Source organism: Alcaligenes sp. Me129 (assembly GCF_050487245.1).
In the GTDB taxonomy this organism is placed as follows: Bacteria; Pseudomonadota; Gammaproteobacteria; order Burkholderiales; family Burkholderiaceae_B; genus Alcaligenes; species Alcaligenes phenolicus.
This window is the reverse complement of sequence record NZ_JBKQGX010000026.1, coordinates 1-20,518: the sequence shown is the minus strand read 5'-3', so window position 1 is coordinate 20,518 and position 20,518 is coordinate 1. Positions and strand designations below refer to the sequence as shown.

Sequence of the window (20,518 nt, the reverse complement as noted above, 5' to 3'; positions counted from 1 at the left end):
TGTCTGTACCAGAAACTACCTTTCATGCACGAGTCCGACGAATTGACTGAAAACCCACACTCTTTACCAACAATTTCTTATCCTGATGACCTGCCAGTCAGCGCCCGACGGGCCGAAATTGCGCAGGCGATCAAAGACCATCAGGTGGTCATTGTGTGTGGTGAAACCGGCTCGGGCAAAACCACCCAATTACCCAAAATCTGTCTGGAGCTGGGCCGTGGCCTGCAGGGCAAGATTATTGGTCATACTCAGCCGCGCCGTCTGGCCGCCACGTCGGTCGCCAAGCGTATTGCCCAGGAGCTGCAATCGGAGATTGGTGACTGGGTAGGGTACCAAATCCGCTTTAACGACAAGACCGGACCGCGCTCGGCCATCAAATTGATGACAGACGGGATCTTGCTGGCCGAGTCCCAGCGCGATCCCCTGTTAAGCCGCTATGACACGATCATTATTGACGAGGCCCATGAACGCAGTCTGAACATCGACTTTCTGCTGGGCTTTTTAAAGCAACTGTTGCCACGTCGTCCGGACCTGAAGCTGATTATTACCTCGGCCACAATTGATGCCGAACGTTTCGCGCAGCACTTTGCCCACAAGGGCAAGAAGGCGCCTGTCATTGAAGTGTCGGGCCGTCTGTATCCCGTCGATATTGTGTACCGCCCGATTCTGGACCCGTCTTTGGTCGATGCTGAAGAACGCCGTTCCGCCTCCGAGGAGGAGCGGGATCTGATGCAAGGCATTGTGGATGCGGTGCAGGAATGTGCCCGGCATGGTACGGGCGACATTCTGGTCTTCCTGCCTGGTGAGCGTGAAATCCGCGAAGCCACCGAGGCGCTGGAAAAAGAAAAGCCCATCAATACCGTGATCCTGCCCTTGTTTGCGCGTCTGTCGCAGGCGGATCAGGAACGTATTTTCCGACCCAAAGGCAATGCGCGCCGTGTGGTGCTGGCGACCAATGTGGCAGAAACCTCGCTGACCGTGCCCGGCATTCGCTTTGTGGTCGATAGTGGTCTGGCGCGTATCAAGCGCTATTCCTGGCGCAACAAGGTCGAGCAACTGCGTATTGAAGCGATCAGTCAGGCCTCGGCCAGCCAGCGGGCAGGGCGTTGCGGTCGTATTGGCCCCGGTATCTGTATTCGTCTGTATGACGAGCAGGATTTCAAGAGCCGCCCCCCCTTTACGGATCCCGAGATTCTGCGTTCCTCGCTGGCCTCGGTGATTCTGCGCATGAAGGCCTTGCATCTGGACGATGTGGAAACCTTCCCCTTTGTGGAGCCGCCCACGGGCCGTGCGATTGCCGATGGGTATCAAATTCTGCAAGAGCTGGGTGCGCTGGATGAACAGCAGCGCCTGACCAAGGTAGGCCGTTCCCTGGCTAAACTGCCTGTGGACCCGCGTGTGGCCCGCATGATTCTGGCCGGTCATGAACATCATTGTTTGACGGAAATGCTGATCGTGGCCTCGGCTATGTCCGTGCAAGATCCGCGTGATCGTCCTGTCCATGAGCGCGAAGCGGCCAATCAGGCCCATGCCCGTTTCAACGACGACAAGTCCGAGTTCCTGTCCTATGTGAAGCTGTGGAACTGGTTGGAAGAGCTGTCGCAGGAACAAAGCTCGCAGCGCAAGTTTGCCAATAGCGTTAAACAGGCTTTGCTGTCCCCTTTGCGTATTCGTGAATGGCGAGATGTTCATACCCAATTACGCAGTCTGGTACAGGAGCAGCGCTGGGTCGCCAACCCCTCGGCAGCCACGTATGAGCAGGTGCATCTGGCCTTGTTGACGGGCTTGATCGGTAATATTGGCTACAAGAGTGAAGAAACGGGTGTCTATCAAGGTACGCGTGAATTGCGCTTTGTGATTCACCCCGGCTCCAAGCTGGTCAAGAAAGCAGGCCGCTGGATTCTGGCGGGCGAGCTGATGGAAACCACGCGACTCTTTGCCCGCTGTGTGGCGCGTATCGAGCCGCAATGGATTGAAAAAGTTGGCGCCCATTTGCTGCGTAAAACCTGGGGCGATCCGCGCTGGGAGAAGAAAGCCGGGCAGGTAGTGGCCAACGAGCGTGCTACCTTGTATGGCTTGCTGATTTACAGTGGCCGTCGCATTCACTTTGGCCGCATTGATCCGGTGCAGGCACGCGAGTTGTTCTTGCGCCAGGCTCTGGTGCCAGGCGAGATCGACTCCAACCTGCCTTTCCTGCGTCATAACCGTCAGCAGATACAGGCGGTAGAGCGTTTGGAGCACCAATCCCGCCGCCCGGATATTCTGGTGGATGAGGAACTGATCTACGCGTTTTACGATCAGCGCATTCCCAAGGACGTGTACCAGACCGCCACATTGGAAAAGTGGTTCAAGGGCTTGTCCAAAGAAGAGGCCAAGGGCCTGGAGCTGAACCGCGACGAATTGATGCAGCACGACGCAGCCGGCATCACCACCGAGGTCTTTCCGCGCTCCGTTGAATGGCAGGGTGTGAAGATGGCGCTGGATTATCACTTCGAGCCGGGCTCGGTGCGCGATGGGGTGACCTTGAGCGTTCCCTTGTTCGCCTTGAACCAGATCGACGCTGCGCGTTGCGAGTGGCTGGTGCCCGGCATGCTGAAAGAAAAAGTGCTGGCTTTGCTGAAATCCTTGCCGCAACGCATCCGCCGCCATTGTGTGCCGCTGCCCGATTATGCTGCCGCCTTTCACCAACGCTGGTTTGAAAAAGCAGCCGATCCGGGCATGAGCCTGCTGGACGCCATTTCGCAGGATATGTGGACTCAGCTCAAGCAAAGGCCGCAGCGCAGTGACTTCAAACCCGAGACGCTGGCGACGCACTTGTTCATGAACTTCCGGGTCATTGACGAGCATGGCCGCATGTTGTCGGGCGGGCGCAATCTGGATCAGCTCAAGGCCGAGCATGGCCGTCAGGCCCAGGCCTCCTTCCAGCAAATGGCCGCCAGCGACGAACAGGTAGCGCAAGTGCTGGATCACGAGCAACTGACCAGCTGGAGCTTTGGTGAACTGCCCGAGCTGATGGAAATCAAACGCAAGGGGCGCAGCTTTATTGGCTACCCGGCCTTGATCGACAAGAAAACCCATTGCGATCTGGATGTGTTCGATGACCCGGCCCAGGCCCAGCGTCAGCACCGTCAGGGTTTGCGCCGCTTGTTCCGTTTGGCCCTGCGCGAGCAGGTGCGCTTTCTGGAAAAGAACATTACGGACCTGACTCGTATCAGCATGCTGTACATCAATCTGGGGACGCAGGAACAATTGCGTGATCAGATCATTGATGTGGCCCTGGAGCAGTCCTGCATGATGGAGCCCTGGCCCAAGAACCAGGCCGAGTTCGAGGCTCGTGTGCAGGAGGGCCGCAGCCGTCTGGGTCTGGTGGCCCAGGAAGTGGCGCGTCTGGCCGGGCAGATTCTGACTGAATGGAGTGCCGCCCAGAAGAAACTGGCGCAAATCAAGGCCCACCCCGAGGCTTTGAAAGACATACAGCAGCAATTGAACGCCTTGATGCCTACCTTGTTTCTGGAAAGCAATGAATACGCGCAGTTGGCGCATATGCCGCGTTACTTGAAAGCGGTACAAACACGGGTGGACAAGCTGCGTGCCGACCCGGCTCGCGATCAACGCCTGATGCAGGATATGTCGGTTTTGCTGACCAAGTACCAGCGTGCCGTGGCCGCGCTGAAAGGTGCGACCGATAGCGGTCTGCGGGATTTTCGCTGGATGCTGGAGGAACTGCGCGTGTCCTTGTTTGCCCAGGAACTGCGCACCCCCATGCCTGTCTCGGTCAAGCGGCTGGAAAAAGCCTGGGCTGCCTTGCAGCGCTAGATTGTTTGTTATTTTGGTATTGGTCGGCAGGGGGCGGGTGATTGTGCGTTTGTTGTTCAGTGAGATGTGAACCAATCGAAACATATTGCCTGCCCTTATTCACCTTGAGCATCGCTTCAGGGTCACCAATGTCTATTGGCTTCAGTACAATTCCATCATGAGCGAAACCACCCCTTCCTTTGTCCATTTGCGATCCCACTCGGAGTTCTCCGTGGTGGACGGCATCGCCCGTATTCCCGAAATGATCAAGAAAGCGCAGGCCTATGGGCAGCCTGCACTGGCTTTGACGGACTTGTGCAACTTGTTTGGACAGATCAAGTTCTATACCTCGGCGCGTAAAGCCGGGCTGAAAGCCATCATGGGCTGTGATATCTGGCTGCAAAACGAGGAAGACCGCGAAAAACCGTCGCGCTTGCTATTGCTGGTGCAAAACGAGGCCGGTTACTTGAGCCTGTGTGACATTCTGACCCGCGCCTGGTTGGGGAACCAATACAAGGGGCGGGCAGAGGTACAGCGCGCCTGGCTGAAAGAATGTAGTGGCTTGATTGCCTTGTCCGGTGCTCGTATGGGTGATGTAGGCCAGGCTCTGGCCGATGGCAATCTGGATTTGGCCCGTGATTGCGCCCGTCATTGGGCAGACCTGTTTCCCGGCGCCTTCTATATTGAACTGCAGCGCAGCGGTGCGGACGGCGATGAGCTGTATGTACAAGCTGCCATGCGTTTGGCAGCAGAGATGGACCTGCCTGTCGTTGCTACGCACCCGATTCAGTTTATTGCCCCGGACGATTTCCGCGCGCATGAGGTGCGGGTGTGTATTGCCGAAGGCGAACAGCTGGCCAACCCCAAGCGTGTGAAGCGTTTTACGCAAGAGCAGTATTTTCTGAGCTCGGAGGAAATGCAGCAGCGCTTTGCGGACGTTCCTGCTGCGCTGGAAAACACGTTGGAAATTGCCAAGCGTTGCAACCTGGAGCTGGAACTGGGCAAACCCTATCTGCCCGATTTTCCCACGCCTGATGGCATGTCGCTGGGCGACTTCCTGATTCAACAGGCCAAAGACGGTCTGGAAATCCGCTTGAAGCAGCTGTATGCCGACCCCGAGGAGCGCGAGAAGCAACGCCCCACTTACGAAGAGCGTTTGATGTGGGAGTGCAACACCATTATTTCCATGGGCTTTCCCGGCTACTTCCTGATCGTGGCGGACTTCATTAACTGGGGCAAGCACAATGGCGTGCCCGTAGGGCCGGGTCGAGGATCGGGCGCGGGTTCCCTGGTGGCTTACAGCATGGGGATTACTGATCTGGACCCCTTGCGCTATGACTTGCTGTTCGAACGTTTCCTGAATCCCGAGCGGGTATCCATGCCTGACTTTGACGTGGACTTTTGTCAGGACAACCGCGAACGTGTTATTGATTACGTTAAACAGAAATATGGCCGTCAGGCCGTCAGCCAGATCGCCACGTTCGGTACTCTGGGCGCAAAAGCCGTGGTGCGCGACGTAGGCCGTGTGCTGGAACTGCCTTACAGCCTGTGCGATGGCTTGTCCAAACTGATTCCTTTCAACCCCGCCGATCCCTGGACGCTGGAACGTGCGCTGGCCGATGAGCCTGCCTTTCGCGAGCGTTACGAGAACGACGAGGAAGTCAAAGCCCTGATCGATCTGGCCCGTCCCTTGGAAGGCCTCACCCGTAGTGTGGGCATGCACGCCGGGGGGGTCTTGATTGCGCCCGGCAAATTGATCGATTTTTGCCCGTTGTATGCCCAGTCTGGCCCGGACGCCAACGCCGTGTCGCAATACGACAAGGACGACGTGGAGGCTGCCGGCCTGGTCAAGTTCGACTTTCTGGGGCTGCGTAACCTGACGATTCTGGACTGGGCCGTGCGCTATGTACGCCAGTTCAATGCGGACAAGCGCGAGTTCGACATCATGGCCTTGCCACTGGATGACGACGCCTCTTACAAGCTGTTGTGCGAAGGTAATACGACAGCGGTGTTCCAGCTGGAATCGCGTGGGATGAAGGAGCTGCTGCGCAGTCTGCGGCCTTCCACTTTTGAAGACATTATCGCCATGCTGGCCCTGTACCGTCCGGGGCCGCTGGAGTCGGGCATGGTGGTGGACTTCGTGAACCGTAAACACGGTCGAGCCGAGGTCGATTACTTCCACCCGGATCTGGAAAGCACCTTGAGCAGCACCTACGGGGTCATCGTCTACCAGGAACAGGTGATGCTGATCTCGCAGATTATCGGTGGCTACTCGCTGGGTGGCGCCGACTTGCTGCGCCGTGCCATGGGCAAGAAAAAGCCCGAGGAGATGGCCAAGCACCGGGTTCTGTTTGAGGAAGGGGCGGTCAAGAAAGGCCACGACCCTGAATTGGCGGTCAAGCTGTTTGACCTGATGGAAAAGTTTGCGGGCTATGGCTTTAACAAGAGTCACTCCGCTGCTTATGCTCTCATCGCCTATCAGACAGCCTGGCTCAAAGCCCACCATCCGGCCGAGTTCCTGGCCGCGACTTTGTTGTCCGATATGGACGATACTGACAAGGTCCAGATTTTCTGGAAAGATGCGCTGGCCAATGGCGTGGAAGTCTTGCCGCCAGATATCAATGCGTCCAACTATCGCTTTGAGCCTGTGCAGGATAGCTATACGGAAAAAGGCTTGCCGCCACGCACCATGCGCTATGGTCTGGGCGCCGTGAAGGGTACCGGTCAGGCTGCGGTTGAAGCGATTGTGGATGCTCGCAAGCAAGGCGGACCTTTCACCAGCCTGTTTGATTTCTGCCGCCGGGTAGACCGCCATCAGGTGAACAAGCGCACCATTGAAGCCTTGGTGCGTGCCGGCGCTTTTGACACGATTGATGAAAACCGCGCCGCTTTGTTGGCCAGTATCGGTGCCGCTACCGAAGCTGCCGAACAGGCCGAACGTAGCGCCAACCAGTCTTCGCTGTTTGATGACGACTCCAACGATATTGTGGAAGGCGAGGTTGCGAAAGTGGCTCCCTGGAGCCTGCAAGATCGCTTGCGTCAGGAAAAGACGGCACTGGGCTTTTACTTCAGCGGCCATTTGTTTGACGCCTGGCGTGATGAGGTCCGCCGTTTTGCACCGACACCGTTGGCACGTTTGGAAGCGTCGCGTAGTCCGCAGTGGTTTGCCGGTGTGCTGTCAGCGGTGCGTGTACGCATGACACGTCGCGGCAAGATGCTTTACGCCATGCTGGATGACGGCTCGGCGCAGCTGGAAGTGGCCATCTTCAATGAGCTGTTTGAAGAGCATCGCCAGCGCCTGAAAGAAGACCAGTTGATCATCATCCAGGGCAAGGTCAGCAACGACGATTACACCGGCGGCTTGCGTATCAATGCTGATGCTATTTTTGACTTGCAGCTGGCCCGTGAAGCCCGTGCCAGTTGCCTGAGCATCGGCCTGAACAATAATGCCGACGCACAGCGTCTGCAAACCTTGTTGGCACCACACCGTGCCCAGGAGCAGGGCGGGGTGCCGGTCGAGGTACAACTGCTGCGTCCCGATTATGAGTGCGTGGTGCAGTTGGGCCCGCAGTGGCGTGTTCGTCTGGCGGATTCCCTGCTGGAGCAGCTGGAAGGCTGGGACGCCACGCGCGAGGTGGAGATCAGCTACCGATGAGGCCCTTGCGCATTCTGCACTCGGAAGCTGCCACCAGCTTTGGTGGTCAGGAAAACTACATTCTGCGAGCCATGCGCATCTTGCGCGAAAGGGGGCATCAGGTGGAGGCCGCCTGCCAACCCCACGCCCAGTTGACCGAGCGCCTGCGCGACGAGGGTTTTGTGGTTCATACCCTGTTGATGGATGGCCCGGCCAATTACATGCGCGGTGTGCGCCAGTTGCGTCGGGTCTTGCGCCAAGGTCAGTTTGATGTGCTGAACAGCCATAGCCGCCGTGACACCATGCTGGCCGGTGTGGCCGGGCGCCTGGCGGGAACTCCCTTGATTGTGCGTACGCGCCATCTGGCCAAGAAAGTGGGCTCCTTGATGTCTTACACCATCGTGCCCAAACGGGTGATTACGCCCAGCGATTATGTGCGCGATCACCTGATCGAGCGGGGCGTGAAACCTGGGCATGTTCGGGTGGTCTATCCCTGTGTCGATCCCAGCGTGATTGATTCAGCGCCCCTCCTGGATTTGCGTGCCCAGTTGGGTTTGGCGTCTGATACCTTGCTGGTAGGTTGCGTTGCCGTATTGCGGCGCGAAAAAGGCCATCATGAACTGATCGCCGCCATGCAGCCTTTATTTGATCGCTACCCTCAATTGCACTTGGTGCTGGTGGGGGGCGGCTCTCCGGGTTATGAACAGTTGCAGGCCTTGATCGCGGAGCTGGGACTGCAAGGGCGGATTCATATGCTGGGCGCTCGTGCAGATGTGCCTTCGATTCTGCCCAATCTGGATATTTTTGCCTTGGCGACCCATATGGAAGCGTCGGGCACTGTTTTTGTAGAAGCTGGAAGCGCTGGCATTCCTGTGCTGGGCAGTCGCGTTGGCGGGGTCCCGGAGATGATGCAAGAAGGCCGCAGCGGTTTGCTGGCGGATTTGCACGACCCGGAGCAGTGGCGTGCCGCCTTGGAAAAAATGATCCGGAGCACGGAGTTGCGTCAGGAAATGGGAGCCGCAGGGCGCCTGTTTTGTCGTAGCGACGAGCGCTTTACCCCGGTTGCCATGGGCGACCGGCTGGAAGGCGCTTATTATGCTTGGTTAAAGGAGCTTCAGGGATGAAAGTGGCAAGCACTGTGCCCGTCATGATGTACCACCATGTCACCCCGGAAGGGGGCATGATCAATGCCAGTCCCGAGCATTTCGAGCAGCATTTGCAATGGTTGAAGAAAAACGGCTGGACCAGCCTGACAACCGAGCAATTTGTAGGCCATCTGCAAGGGCAGGGCGTACCGCCCAAATCGGTACTGATTACCTTTGATGACGGCTACCTGGATAACTGGGTCTACGCTTATCCCTTGTTGAAAAAATATGGCTTCAATGCCGTGATTTTCCTGGTGACAAGCTGGATCAATGAGGGGCCTGTGCGCCCTTATCTGGGCCAGGGCCAGGACGTGCCCGAATGCCCGGATCATCGTGAATGTGAAGCGCGTATCGAGCAAGGTCGTAGCGACGAGGTGATTTTGCGCTGGAGTGAAATCCACGCCATGCAGGCTGATGGTGTGTTCGAGTTCCACAGTCATACTCATACCCATACTCGCTGGGACCTGAGCGAACAGCGCGATCAAAAGAACGACAAGATGCGTTGGGAACTGGAGCAATCCCGTCAGACCTTGAAGGCCAATATGGGTATGGTCTCTGACCAGCTGTGTTGGCCGCAAGGCTATTTTGATCCTGATTATGTGCAGGTCGCCCAGCAAGCCGGTTTCCGCTATCTGTATACAACGCGCGCCTTCGGCTCCAACCAGCCTGGTAGCGATCCTTTGCACATTTATCGTTTCGCCGTGCGTGACACGACGGGCGTATCGGTAGGACGCAGGCTGAATGTTGCGGTACATCCCGTGATCGGTCCGATTTTCAACAGGTGGAAAGCATGGCGTCGTCGTCAACGACAGAAATAGGGCAAAGCGCCGCGTCGAGTTCTGGCAAGCGCCTGTCCGTTATCCTGATCACGAAAAACGAGCAGGCGCATATTCGTGCCTGCCTGGAATCCGTTGCCTTTGCGGACGAGATTATTGTGGTGGACTCGGGCAGTACGGATGATACGGTGGAAATCGCCCGCTCCATGGGGGCGAACGTGACGGTCACCCCGGATTGGCCCGGTTTTGGGCCGCAGAAGAATCGGGCACTGGATCAGGCCACGGGCGAGTGGGTGCTGTCCATTGACGCGGACGAGCGCGTTACGCCCGAGCTTGCACAACTGATTCAGCAGGAAATGATCCAGCCGCGTGGTACGGCTTACCGGATTGCCCGCCTGTCAGAGTTCGCTGGCCGCTGGATGCGCCATAGCGGTTGGTGGCCAGACCGGGTATTACGACTGTTCAAGCGTGGTACAGCCCGCTTTAACGACGCCAAAGTCCATGAAAGCGTGCAGACCGAGCATCCAGTCCTGGTCTTGGATGGACATTTTCTGCATTACCCCTACGCCAGTCTTGAAGTCTTTATCGACAAGATCAACCGTTATTCCTCGGATGCGGCCCGTCAAATGCAGGCCAAGGGCAAGACCACCAGCCTGCCGGGCATTGCTGGCCATGCCAGCTGGACCTTCGTGCGTCACTATATTGTTCGACGGGGATTTCTGGATGGCCCGCAAGGCTTCATTCTGGCGTGTATGGCCGCTTCTGGCAGCCTGTTTCGATATAGTAAGCTGTGGTATTACACCCGTCAGAAGTCTGATTAGCCCCTTATAATGCCGCCTATGATTCCGATTCTTATGTACCACCAGGTCGGGGTGCCTGCTCCCAAGGGCTCGCCTTACCGTGGTTTGACCGTGCATCCTACTGATTTTCGGCGCCAGATGACTTGGCTCAAGCGCTTGGGTTACCGTGGTTTATCCATGGCGCAACTGATGCCGTACCTGCGGGGTGAAAAGCAGGGCAAGGTTGTGGGAATCAGCTTTGATGATGGCTACCGTAACGTCTTTCAGAACGCCATGCCGGTGCTGGATGAATTGGGCTTTACGGCGACCAATTACATTGTGGCGCGGCATCTGGACGGTTCGAACTTCTGGGACCAACCCAAAGGAGTGCCGCATTCCGGTCTGATGTCCTTGCCAGAACTGCGCGCCTGGGTGAACGCCGGTCATGAAGCCGGTTCGCATACGCTGGACCATGTGCATCTGACCGATGTGTCCTCGGAAATTGCCCATTACCAGATCGTGCAATCCAAGGCAGAGCTGCAAGACGTGCTGCAAGTGGAAGTCAGCGCGTTTTGCTATCCCTATGGCGATCAGAATCAGGCTATTCGTGAGCAGGTGCGTCAGGCTGGTTATCTGAATGCCACCACGACCAATCGCGGTCTGGCTCGTTCAGACGATGATTTGTTTGACTTGCCCCGTGTGACGGTCTCGCGTTCCACCAATATTTTGCGCTTCGTGCAAAAGTGCGTGACACGCCTGGAAGACAAGCGTCGTACGGTTTCCCGCTCATGAGCTCAGATCAAACCCGCGATACTCCCGCTGCGATTCCCGAGCGCCTGCGCATCGCTTTTGTGGTCGACCGTTTCGGTAACCGCTTTGGCGGCGCTGAAGCGTATGGGGTGGAGCTGATGCGCGAGCTGGCCGAAAAACACGAAATCACTGTGTTTGCGCGCGAATATGACAGTCGCTGTGATTTGAAGCTGGCCTATGTGCCTATTCGACATTGGTCGCATTGGCCGGGCTGGATACGCGGCATCCTGTTTGCCCGTCAGGCCGCCAAGGCCACGGCGCAAGGTTTTGATATTGTGCACTCGCACATGAACGGCTGGTGCGGGGACGTGGAAGTAGTGCATGTCACCCCCGTGCGGTTTAACTGGCGCGTGCGGCCTTTGCCTTTGTTGAAAAAACTGGGCTCTTACTTCAGCCCCAGGGTCTGGGGGTATCTGGGCCTGGAAAAACGCCGTTTGCGCCCCGGCCCTCATGCCGTAGTCGCCGTTTCGGGCTTGATTGCCGAACAATTGCAGCAAGCTTATGGCAGCGTGCACGACTATCCCGTCATTGCTCCCGGTGTGGCCTTGCCGCAAGCCGATGCCCAAGGACAGGAGCGCACCCAGGTTCGCGAGTCTTTGGGTTTTACGAACGATCAGGTTGTCTGTCTGTTGGTGGCTCGTAATCCGCTGCGTAAAGGCTTGAATACGGTGCTGGAAGCCTTGGCGAAACTGCCTTCCCATTATCGATTGCTGGTGGTGGGCGGAAAGCCGGGTTTGCGTGACCAGATACGCCAGCAGCTTCAGGCTCTGAATATGCAGGATCGCGTTATCCTGCAGGGTGAAACCTCTAACGTCGAACCTTTTTATCGCGCTGCCGATATTTACGTGCATCCCACCCTGAATGACAGCTTTGGCATGGCACCGCTGGAAGCCATGTCCTATGGTTTGCCGGTTGTCCTGAGCCCGGCTCCGTGGTGCGGCTTTGCCCAATATGTGCAGGGCGGCTATCACGCACTGCTGCTCAGCCATCCGGAGGATGCTCAGGAACTGGCTCAGGCGATTGAGAAAATCAGCAAGGACCCGGCCATGGCCAGGAACCTGATCGAGAACTCGCGTGAGTTATTGGTGCAATTCAGTTGGCCTGCCGTCGCGACTCGCTATCAGGACCTGTATCAAAAAGTGTTGCTTCGCCGCCAAGATTAAAGGCAGGTGCAGCCAGGTTTTCTCTTTTACCGAGATTAAATCGTCAAAACTGCTGTTCAGTCATTGTTCAGCTTACGCAATAGCGGATACACTTTGTGGCCTGTAGATGCTCGATCTGAGTATTTGTCTGTCATTCACAGCCGCTGACGGAGCGAGTTTTGAAGGTCCTGATCACTGATATTCACCATGGTAATGGCGGTGGCCATGTCACCTATATTTTGGGTTTGTTGCGCGGTTTGGCCCATCAGTGTGAATTCACTCTGGCGGCACCGGCAACGGGCCGACTGTATCGGGAAGCGTCGCAGATACCCGGGGTAAGAGTGTTGCCAGGCCTGTATACCGCCCGTATCGGGACGGCCTTGTCGGAAATCTGGAACCTGCGCCGTTTTTTGCAGCGCGAAGCCTTCGATATCGTGCATTGCAATGGTAGTACCGATCATCGTCATGTCATGATCGCCTGCAAAACCTTGTCGAATCCTCCCGTTATTATCTGGACCAAACACAATACCAAGCGTCTACACAGCATGGGTAACCGTTTGCGGGCGCGCTTTGGGACTGATCTTTGCATTGCTGTCAGCGATTATGTTGCCCGCCAACTCGCCAATTCTGATTATCGGCGTTGCAACGTTGAGCGGATTTATCACGGTCTGGACTTGGAACATTATTCCCCGGTTTCCGCGCAGGAAAAGCAGGCTGCACGCCAAGCACTTTTCGGCGCTGATTTGGCAGAGAACAGTTTGGTGCTGGGCTCAGTGGGTGGCACGGATCTGGAAAAAGGTTGGTTGCTGCTGGTTGAAGCAGTGTCCCGTCTGGAGCCGGAACTCAAGCAGCGCGTTCGGATTGTGGTAGCAGGTGATCCACCTGCGCAGGCTGTTCGGGAGCAAGTGCAGGCTTTGGGCTGTGCCGAACAATTGGTTTTCCCCGGCTTGGTTAAGGATGTGCGGTCGATCCTGGCTGCCTGTGATGTGGGGTTTGTGCTTTCATACAAAGAGTCGGCCTCGTACGCGTGCTACGAATCCTTGGCTTTGGGGCTGCCCGTCTTGATCTCCAATGCGGGTGGTCTACCGGAAAGCATCGAGCATTTGCATGAGGGTTGGGTGGTGCCTTGTGGAGACGTGGCAGCCATTGAGGCGCATGTCCGAGACATGTTATGTCAGAAGTACTGCTTGCATACCGTGGGCAAGCGTGCCAGGCAGCGCGCAGAAAATCGTTTTGATGCGCAGCGTTTTTCGGTGGATACCTATCAGGCCTATTTGAAGGCGCGGGCGCTATAAAGTCAGATGCAGGCCAAGCCTGTAGTAAAAAGCGTTCTGAGTGTATTTCAGAACGCTTTTTTTATGCTTAGTTGTTGAGGGACGGAGCCGTGAGTGTTTCCAGCTCCGTCAGCCAGATCAAGGCATCTTCCCGCTTTTCTCCACACATTTCCGGCGAGGCTTGCAAGCCCGAGCAACAGGCAGGGCGTTCGGGTTGGCCAAAAATCCGACAACGTAGCTGTTCGTCCAGCTGAATACAGGGCACACCCGCAGGCTTGCCGTGGGGCATGCCGGGGATAGGACTGGAGATAGAGGGGGCGATACAGCAGGCCCCACATTCAGAACGGCAAATCATGCCCAGCCTCGGGACCAGTACACCAGAATCCCGACATATTCCTTGATGATGGAGCGGCTGGATTGCAAGGCCATCAGATTGGGTTTCCACATGGAAAACTCGGGGCTGTTCGGAACCGTTAGCTGTGGGGCGGCACCAGCCGCAATGACATCGACCCCTTGCTTGCGGAAAATTGCCATGGCGCGTGGCATGTGCAGGGCAGAGGTTACCAACAAGACTTTCTTGGCCTGCTTTTCTTGCAGTAGCTGGGCGGTGTATGCACCATTTTGCTGGGTGGTCAGGCTTTCGTTTTCCATCAGTGTGGCCGAGGCGGGCACATCCAGATTAGTCAGGGTGTTGGCCATGACCTTGGCTTCACTGATGCCGCCGTCCAGCGCGGCTCCCGACAAGACAATGTAAGGTGCACGGCCCGCTTTATACAGATCGGCCGCTCGTTCTACCCGCGCCGATGTTTTCTGTGCTGTTTGGGGCAAGAACCAATTGCTGCGGTTTTGAGCGGTGTGGCCGCCCAGAACCACAATGGCATCGGCTTGCGTTACCTGCTCAGCCGGCTGATAGGGATACATTTTTTCCAGATAACCGCCCGCATACAGACTGGTGGCAGGCAGGGACCAGGCGCCGGTCCAGAGCAGTCCGGCCAAGGCCAGAGCGGCGGCGGTTTTGCGCAGGCGCAAGATAAAGAGCAGCACCGCCACAAGTAGTAGGGCGGCAAACAAATTCAGCGGAATGACCAGGCTGGTCAGGATGCTCGATACATTCATGGGTGCTCCCGCTCTGACTCCAGCACTTGCACCACCTCGTCCAGCGTTGGCCATTGGCCATCGCGCCCCAGGCAAATCGCCCGTGGCGACCAGGGACCGGTGTCTTCAGGGTTGGTGACGCCACATAAGGTCAGCTGCTGGGCCTTGATGGCTGCCGCGACATGGGAGACGCCAGAGTCATTGCAAATAACCCACTGCGCCTGTTGGCAAAGCCGCGCAAACGCTCCTAAAGGCAGGGGCGGCAGGCAACGTGCGCTGGGCGCATTTTGCAGGGCAGCCTCATGCTCGTTGGGCGGGGGGCACATAATGACGGTTTTGCCTTGGGCTTGCAGATGGCGGGTCAGTTGGTCGAAATACGGCCAGACTTTGACGCGGCCTTTGTGCAGTCCCGTTGCGGTAGGGGCGATCAGAATATAGTCACCGGGGCGCAGGGCGGCTTGGCGCAGACTGTTGTCGCCTTCTTGCCGTTGCAGGGGGCTGAGCGTCAAATCCAGGGTGGCTGGGGCTTGTTCAGGCGCCGGGTTCAATTTCCACAGCGCCAAAGCCTGCTGAACAATATAGAACCAGGATTGCACCGCATGCAACTGCTTTTGCGGCTTATTTAACGGCCATCGTAATAAAAGGCTACGGCCATCGTCCCGGTAACCGCAGGCTGGCAGACCTGCCAGTTTGAAGCTGAGGGCACTGCTCAGCGAATCGGGCAGCAGCAGGCCATAAGCTTGGCGATGGCCGTGCTGGCGACGATAACGGCGTATGGCCTTGGCATCCTGGTGCCAGTGGCTGCTCATGGGGATGAAGCCATGCAAGGGGTAAGCCGACAGCAGTTCGCGGGCCCAGGGACGGGCGCAAACCACGACGGGCAAACCGGTATCCAGCAGAGCCTGTAAACACGGTAGGCTCATGCATACATCGCCTAGCCAATTAGGCAATCGTAAATAAAGGGCAGAGGGATCAGACATGAACAGGACAACTAGGCAGAACCAACAAGTGCGGAGGCGCTCGACTCAGGCAATGAGCGTTAGAATAAACACAATTAGATAGTATATAGGGTGTCCTCGTTGTCCAACGCCATAGAAACCAAAATCAAGCCTGCTGGGCACGATCCTGTCAAATCCGATCTCTGGAAGCGCATTTATAGCCGTTTGCTGCCTTATTGGAAGGTGGCGGTGCTGGCGCTGATCCTGGTCAGTATCTCCTCGGCTACCCAGCCAGTGCTGGCGGTGATCATGAAGCCTTTGCTGGATGATGGCTTTACGGGTGCCAATCCGGACTATATGTGGTCCATCCCGCTGGCGGTGATCGGGCTGATGTTTGTGCGCGGCGTGACCAGTTACGGCAGTTCTTATTTGTTTGCCTGGATCGCCAACAAAATGTTGCTGACTTTACGTGGTGACATGTTCTCCCGCTTGCTGGGATTGTCCGATTCGGAGTTCAAGCAAGGGGATACTGGCCGTTTGCTGAACCGCTTCACGATTGATGCCGGCACCATGACTGGCGTGGCCACCGAGGTGGTCACCGTCGTAGTGCGTGAAACCTTGACCGTGATCGCCTTGTTGGGCGTTCTGCTTTACATGTCCTGGCAATTGACCGTGATCGTGTTTCTGGTCATGCCCGCCTCGGTCTTTGTGGCCAAACTGGTGTCGCGTCGCCTGCGCCGCATTAACCGCGATACCGTGAACATGAATGCCGAGCTGACTCGTGTGGTCAGTGAAGCTATCGATGCCCAACGTGTCATCAAGCTGTTTGATGGCTACGAGCGCGAAAACACCCGTTTCATGTATGTGAATGCGCGCCTGCGCCGCTTCGCCATGCGTGCAGCTTCTGCGGATGCCGCTCTGTCGCCTATTACACAGCTGTTTGTGTCGATTGCCGTGGCCGGAGTGATTTTTGTCGCTCTTTACCAGGCCAATACCGGCACGCTGACTATCGGTAGCTTTGCCGCTTTCATGGCTGCCCTGGGACAGATTTTTGACCCTATCAAGCGTTTGACCAATATCACCGGCACGATGCAGCGCATGCTGGTGGCGGCAGAAAGTGTCTTCAAGCTGGTTGACCAGGACCCTGAGCCCGATACCGGGACTCGAGAGTTCACGCAGCCTGTGCATGGGCATATCGAGTTCGACTCGGTGTCACATCGTTTCCCCAACGCGCATCGCGATACCTTGTCCGAGGTCAGTTTTGCGGTGCAGCCCGGCCAGACCATTGCCCTGGTTGGCCGTTCCGGTAGTGGCAAGACCACACTGGCCAATATGTTGCCGCGTTTCTTGATTCCTAGCAGTGGGCAAGTGCGGGTAGATGGCATTCCCTCCGAAGAGCTGACCTTGCGTAGCTTGCGTAGCCAGATTTCTTTGGTCAGCCAGGACGTGGTGCTGTTTGAGGCGACGATTGGCCAAAACGTGGCCTATGGTGCAGGAGCCGATGTTACGCCGGAGCGTATCTGGGAAGCGCTGGAGGCAGCCAATCTGCGCGAGTTCGTGGAAGGCTTGCCACAAGGTCTGGATACGATGGTGGGCGAGAATGCCAATTCCCTGTCTGGCGGCCAGCGTCAGCGTCTGGCCATTGCCCGTGCCTTGATTAAAAATGCTCCCATTCTGATTCTGGATGAAGCCACCTCGGCTCTGGATAATGAGTCCGAGCGTCAGGTTCAGATGTCGCTGGAGACCCTGATGAAGGGCCGCAGTACCTTGGTGATTGCGCATCGTCTGTCTACCGTACAAAATGCGGATCAAATCCTGGTGCTGGACGAAGGGCGGATTATTGAGCAGGGCCGTCACGACGAATTGCTGGCCCGCAACGGTGTGTACGCCGGTTTCTACCAAATGCAGTTTCAGTTCAACGAATAAGCAGCCTGGGGCTGCACGATAAGGAACATCATGAAGAAAATCATTCTTGCGCTGGCCGGGCTGGCTGTGTTGGCAGGGTGTGCCAAGCAGGGTGCGGAACTGCGAGAACAGGATTTGCGTCGTCCCAGTTACTTCAAGACGGAGCGCCGCATCAATACGGACTTTGTGGGTATTCAGCGTGCCTTGTTCAAGCATCAGGCCGAGTGTGGCAAAGCAGCGGTTTTCAAAATGGATGAGCGTCAGGCCAGCTACGGCACTTTGCGCTACGAACTGGAACCGGGGGCGGGCTGGGATAAAAGTATCCTGATCGATCTGACCATGATGCAAAAGGGTTGGGTAGACGCAAAGGTTTACGCTTACCGCGCTGATGTGAAGCGAGAGATTCAGGAGATCTTCACTTCAATTCGTGCTCCAGGTGTGTGCAACCCGGACGATGCACCAAAAGAAGTGCTGCCCGAGGATGATTTTGTACCGGTTGCGCCGCTGTAAGTGTCCAAGCTTTGTGCTGGGCAACTCGCTCAGCACATGAGGCGCCCTGATCGCAGGACAAGACTGTCCTGCTCGTGACCCGCTTTTTCAGGCGGGTTTATTGTTTTCAGTCCCTCTCAATGAACAGAGATGATTATGGATCTTGCCTCTACACCCCCAGTCAGACAGACAGCCTCGACAGCAGCGATGCTCTATCTGATTTGCGGCAAGATAGCGGCGGGTAAATCCACCTTTGCTAAAAAGCTGTCCGAGCAGCCCAAGACCGTACTAATCAGCGAAGACGTTTGGCTGGCTAACGTATACCCCGGTCAAATTGCGTCTTTGGAAGATTACGCGCGCTGTTCAGCGCAGTTGCGGGCGGCCATGGCACCGCATATTGCTGCTTTGTTGCAGGCTGGAATGTCTGTAGTGCTGGATTTTCCGTCCAATACCTTGGCAACACGCGCTTGGGCGCGGGAGCTGATTGAAAAATCGGCTGTGGCTCATGAACTGCATTATCTGGATGTAGCTGACGAACTGTGCAAGGCACGTTTGCATGCTCGTAATGCCAGTGGTGAGCATCCCTTTGAGACGACCGAAGCGCAGTTTGATTTGTTCAGCTCTTACTTTGTGGCACCTCAGGAGTCAGAGGGCTTTCATATCATCCGCCATCAGATCAGCGAATAAGCCGGGGCGTGTTTTTCTGCTGCTAGTTGCCGCGTGCCAGAAGATGTTTGCTGGTTTGCTTGTTTCTGTGTCTGAGCTTTGCGTGTGTAGGAGCGTGTCCGAGCAGGCCGCAGACCTTGCCGTACAAGAGCTAATGCAGGGGATTGGCTACCCAGCCAACCCCAATGCTGACCAATTACAGCAAAATAATGTCGTACTGTTCCTGGGAGTAGTGTGGATCTACCTCCAGGGAAATGGGCTTGCCAATAAAGTCGCCCGCCACGGCCAGGTGCTGGCTTTCTTCTTCCAGAAACAGGTCAACGACCTCCTGGGCCGCCAAAATACGAAATTCTTTGGGATTGAATTGTTTGGCTTCGCGCAGGACTTCGCGCAAGATTTCATAGCAGACGGTGCGGGCCGTACGGACGGAACCTCGCGATTGGCAGGTGGGGCAGGGCTCGCACAGTTGGTGCGCCAAAGAGTCACGCGTACGTTTGCGCGTCATTTCCACCAGACCTAACTGACTAAAACCATTGATCGTCACGCGGGTGCGGTCTTTGGCCAGCGCTTTTTGCAGCTCCTGCAAGACAGACTCCCGGTGAGCAGGGTCGTCCATATCAATAAAGTCCAGGATGATGATGCCACCCAGATTGCGCAGACGCAGTTGGCGGGCCAGGGCAATCGCTGCTTCCAGGTTTGTTTTGAAGATCGTGTCGTCAAAGTTGCGACCACCGACGAAACCGCCGGTATTCACATCCACCGTAGTGAGTGCTTCGGTCTGATCGATAATCAAATAGCCGCCGGACTTCAAATCTACCCGACGCGACAGGGCGCGATTGATTTCTTCATCCACATGGGCTGTATCAAACAGAGCGCGACTGCCTTTGTGATGACTGATGCGCTCCAGCACCGAGGGCGTGTAAATTTGTGCCCATTCCTTCATCTCCTGCACCACGGTGCGCGAGTCCACGATGATGGATTGGGTGTTGGGCGTCACCATATCGCGTAAAACACGTTGCGCCAGGCTCAAGTCCGTATAAAGCACAGAGGGGGCGCCTTGCTCGCGGATACGTTCCTGAATACGTGTCCACAAAGTACGCAGATACTGCTGGTCTGCACTGATCTCTTCATCCGTCGCGCATTCGGCCTGAGTCCGTACGATGAAACCGCCTTTCTCATCCTTGGGCATAAGACGACTGACACGCTCGCGCAGCTCGATCCGGTCTGCATCCGAACCAATCCGTTGCGATACGCCAATATGAGGATCAAAAGGCAGATACACCAACATGCGGCCCGCAATACTGATTTGTGTTGATACACGAGCACCCTTGGTACCCAATGGATCCTTGATGACTTGTACTAATAGAGACTGACCTTCGTACAAGAGCTTTTCAATCGGCGTGGTGGGACTACCCTGATTACGCTCGGTGCGATTCTGGCGTAAGTCCGCGACATGGATAAACGCCGCGCGTTCCAGGCCAATATCAATAAAGGCACTTTGCATGCCGGGCAAAACCCGCGCCACTTTTCCCAGATAGACGTTCCCCACATAACCGCGTTGGATGCTGCGCTCGATATGAATTTCCTGGACAGCACCTTGCTCGACCAGGGCAACACGGGTTTCAAACGGAGTGACGTTAATCAGGATGTCTTCATGCATAGTAATTTCGCTCAGGAATATCTGTTCCGGGCTAGTGTAGGGCCAAGTCGGTGAGGCTGCTATGCCTTTATGACTATATAGAGAGTTTAGGGAGGATGAATGCTTCGCTTGTCTTTGTTGCGGAGACTGCTTGGGGATGTTTATGGTGCTAGCCGCTCTATGTAGGTCGCCACTCGAGGCCCCGGGACCGGGTGGCTAGCAGCCCTGCATAATGCTCGATCTTGGAGGCCATTCAACTCGTTATCTCTATATAGACACTGTTGGTTGAAGGCACAGGGCCGATGCAGCGTTCGTGTGGCCGTTCTTTTGTCCGCTATCTATCTATCCATCCAGCAACCAACCAACCAACCAACCAACCAACCAACCAACCAACCAACCAACCAACCAACCAACCAACCAACCAACCAACC

15 protein-coding genes are annotated in these 20,518 nt (G+C 56.3%); 11 read left to right on the top strand and 4 right to left on the bottom strand.

The annotated features are described in order from the left end of the window. Positions 1-24: 24 nt before the first annotated feature. The 8 genes from hrpA (at position 25) to ACLPGZ_RS18535 (ending at position 13,376) form a co-directional block, all read left to right on the top strand. Positions 25-3,816 (top strand): ATP-dependent RNA helicase HrpA, encoded by a 3,792-nt coding sequence (gene hrpA / locus ACLPGZ_RS18570; protein ID WP_035270709.1) that lies wholly within the window; start codon positions 25-27, stop codon positions 3,814-3,816. 157 nt (positions 3,817-3,973) lie between these two features. Beyond that, positions 3,974-7,450: a DNA polymerase III subunit alpha gene (gene dnaE / locus ACLPGZ_RS18565; RefSeq protein WP_239055262.1), complete on the top strand. Its 3,477-nt coding sequence runs from the start codon at positions 3,974-3,976 to the stop codon at positions 7,448-7,450. Then, on the top strand, positions 7,447-8,553 hold the full coding sequence (locus ACLPGZ_RS18560) for a glycosyltransferase family 4 protein (protein WP_083053968.1): 1,107 nt from the start codon (positions 7,447-7,449) through the stop codon (positions 8,551-8,553). Before dnaE ends, ACLPGZ_RS18560 begins: the two co-directional genes overlap by 4 nt. Beyond that, complete coding sequence (locus tag ACLPGZ_RS18555) at positions 8,550-9,392, top strand: polysaccharide deacetylase family protein (RefSeq protein ID WP_022983576.1); 843 nt, start codon at positions 8,550-8,552, stop codon at positions 9,390-9,392. Before ACLPGZ_RS18560 ends, ACLPGZ_RS18555 begins: the two co-directional genes overlap by 4 nt. After that, complete coding sequence (locus tag ACLPGZ_RS18550; RefSeq protein ID WP_226349685.1) at positions 9,365-10,171, top strand: glycosyltransferase family 2 protein; 807 nt, start codon at positions 9,365-9,367, stop codon at positions 10,169-10,171. Before ACLPGZ_RS18555 ends, ACLPGZ_RS18550 begins: the two co-directional genes overlap by 28 nt. Positions 10,172-10,204: 33 nt before the next feature. Continuing rightward, positions 10,205-10,921 carry a polysaccharide deacetylase family protein gene (locus tag ACLPGZ_RS18545; protein WP_060185766.1) on the top strand — a complete coding sequence of 239 codons (717 nt, stop codon included), beginning with the start codon at positions 10,205-10,207 and terminating at the stop codon, positions 10,919-10,921. Then, entirely contained in the window at positions 10,918-12,102 is a 1,185-nt protein-coding gene (locus ACLPGZ_RS18540; RefSeq protein WP_083053966.1) for a glycosyltransferase family 4 protein, read from the top strand. Before ACLPGZ_RS18545 ends, ACLPGZ_RS18540 begins: the two co-directional genes overlap by 4 nt. Positions 12,103-12,260: 158 nt before the next feature. Further along, a complete protein-coding gene (locus ACLPGZ_RS18535) occupies positions 12,261-13,376 on the top strand; it encodes a glycosyltransferase family 4 protein (protein WP_035270697.1) in 1,116 nt (371 codons plus the stop codon). Positions 13,377-13,443: 67 nt separating this feature from the next. On the opposite strand, the gene ACLPGZ_RS18530 is transcribed toward ACLPGZ_RS18535, so the two are convergent. Genes ACLPGZ_RS18530 through ACLPGZ_RS18520 form a run of 3 tightly spaced genes read right to left on the bottom strand, consistent with a single transcriptional unit; the run spans position 13,444 to position 15,373 of the window. Next, positions 13,444-13,710: a zinc/iron-chelating domain-containing protein gene (locus ACLPGZ_RS18530; protein WP_009461678.1), complete on the bottom strand. Its 267-nt coding sequence runs from the start codon at positions 13,708-13,710 to the stop codon at positions 13,444-13,446. After that, complete coding sequence (locus tag ACLPGZ_RS18525; RefSeq protein ID WP_009461680.1) at positions 13,707-14,471, bottom strand: YdcF family protein; 765 nt, start codon at positions 14,469-14,471, stop codon at positions 13,707-13,709. The genes ACLPGZ_RS18530 and ACLPGZ_RS18525 overlap by 4 nt, the downstream gene beginning before the upstream one ends. After that, positions 14,468-15,373 carry a glycosyltransferase family 9 protein gene (locus ACLPGZ_RS18520; protein ID WP_035270695.1) on the bottom strand — a complete coding sequence of 302 codons (906 nt, stop codon included), beginning with the start codon at positions 15,371-15,373 and terminating at the stop codon, positions 14,468-14,470. Before ACLPGZ_RS18520 ends, ACLPGZ_RS18525 begins: the two co-directional genes overlap by 4 nt. Before the next feature lie 147 nt (positions 15,374-15,520). Between ACLPGZ_RS18520 and msbA the strand changes: the two genes are divergently transcribed. The 3 genes from msbA (at position 15,521) to ACLPGZ_RS18505 (ending at position 18,469) form a co-directional block, all read left to right on the top strand. Further along, on the top strand, positions 15,521-17,314 hold the full coding sequence (gene msbA / locus ACLPGZ_RS18515; protein ID WP_009461684.1) for a lipid A export permease/ATP-binding protein MsbA: 1,794 nt from the start codon (positions 15,521-15,523) through the stop codon (positions 17,312-17,314). 30 nt (positions 17,315-17,344) lie between these two features. After that, entirely contained in the window at positions 17,345-17,803 is a 459-nt protein-coding gene (locus ACLPGZ_RS18510; protein WP_009461686.1) for a hypothetical protein, read from the top strand. A gap of 135 nt (positions 17,804-17,938) precedes the next feature. Next, positions 17,939-18,469 (top strand): AAA family ATPase, encoded by a 531-nt coding sequence (locus ACLPGZ_RS18505; RefSeq protein WP_429641815.1) that lies wholly within the window; start codon positions 17,939-17,941, stop codon positions 18,467-18,469. 175 nt (positions 18,470-18,644) lie between these two features. Here ACLPGZ_RS18505 and rng read toward each other — a convergent pair whose 3' ends face one another. Next, positions 18,645-20,108, bottom strand: coding sequence for a ribonuclease G (gene rng / locus ACLPGZ_RS18500; RefSeq protein WP_009461688.1), 1,464 nt, complete (start codon positions 20,106-20,108; stop codon positions 18,645-18,647). Positions 20,109-20,518 lie beyond the last annotated feature (410 nt).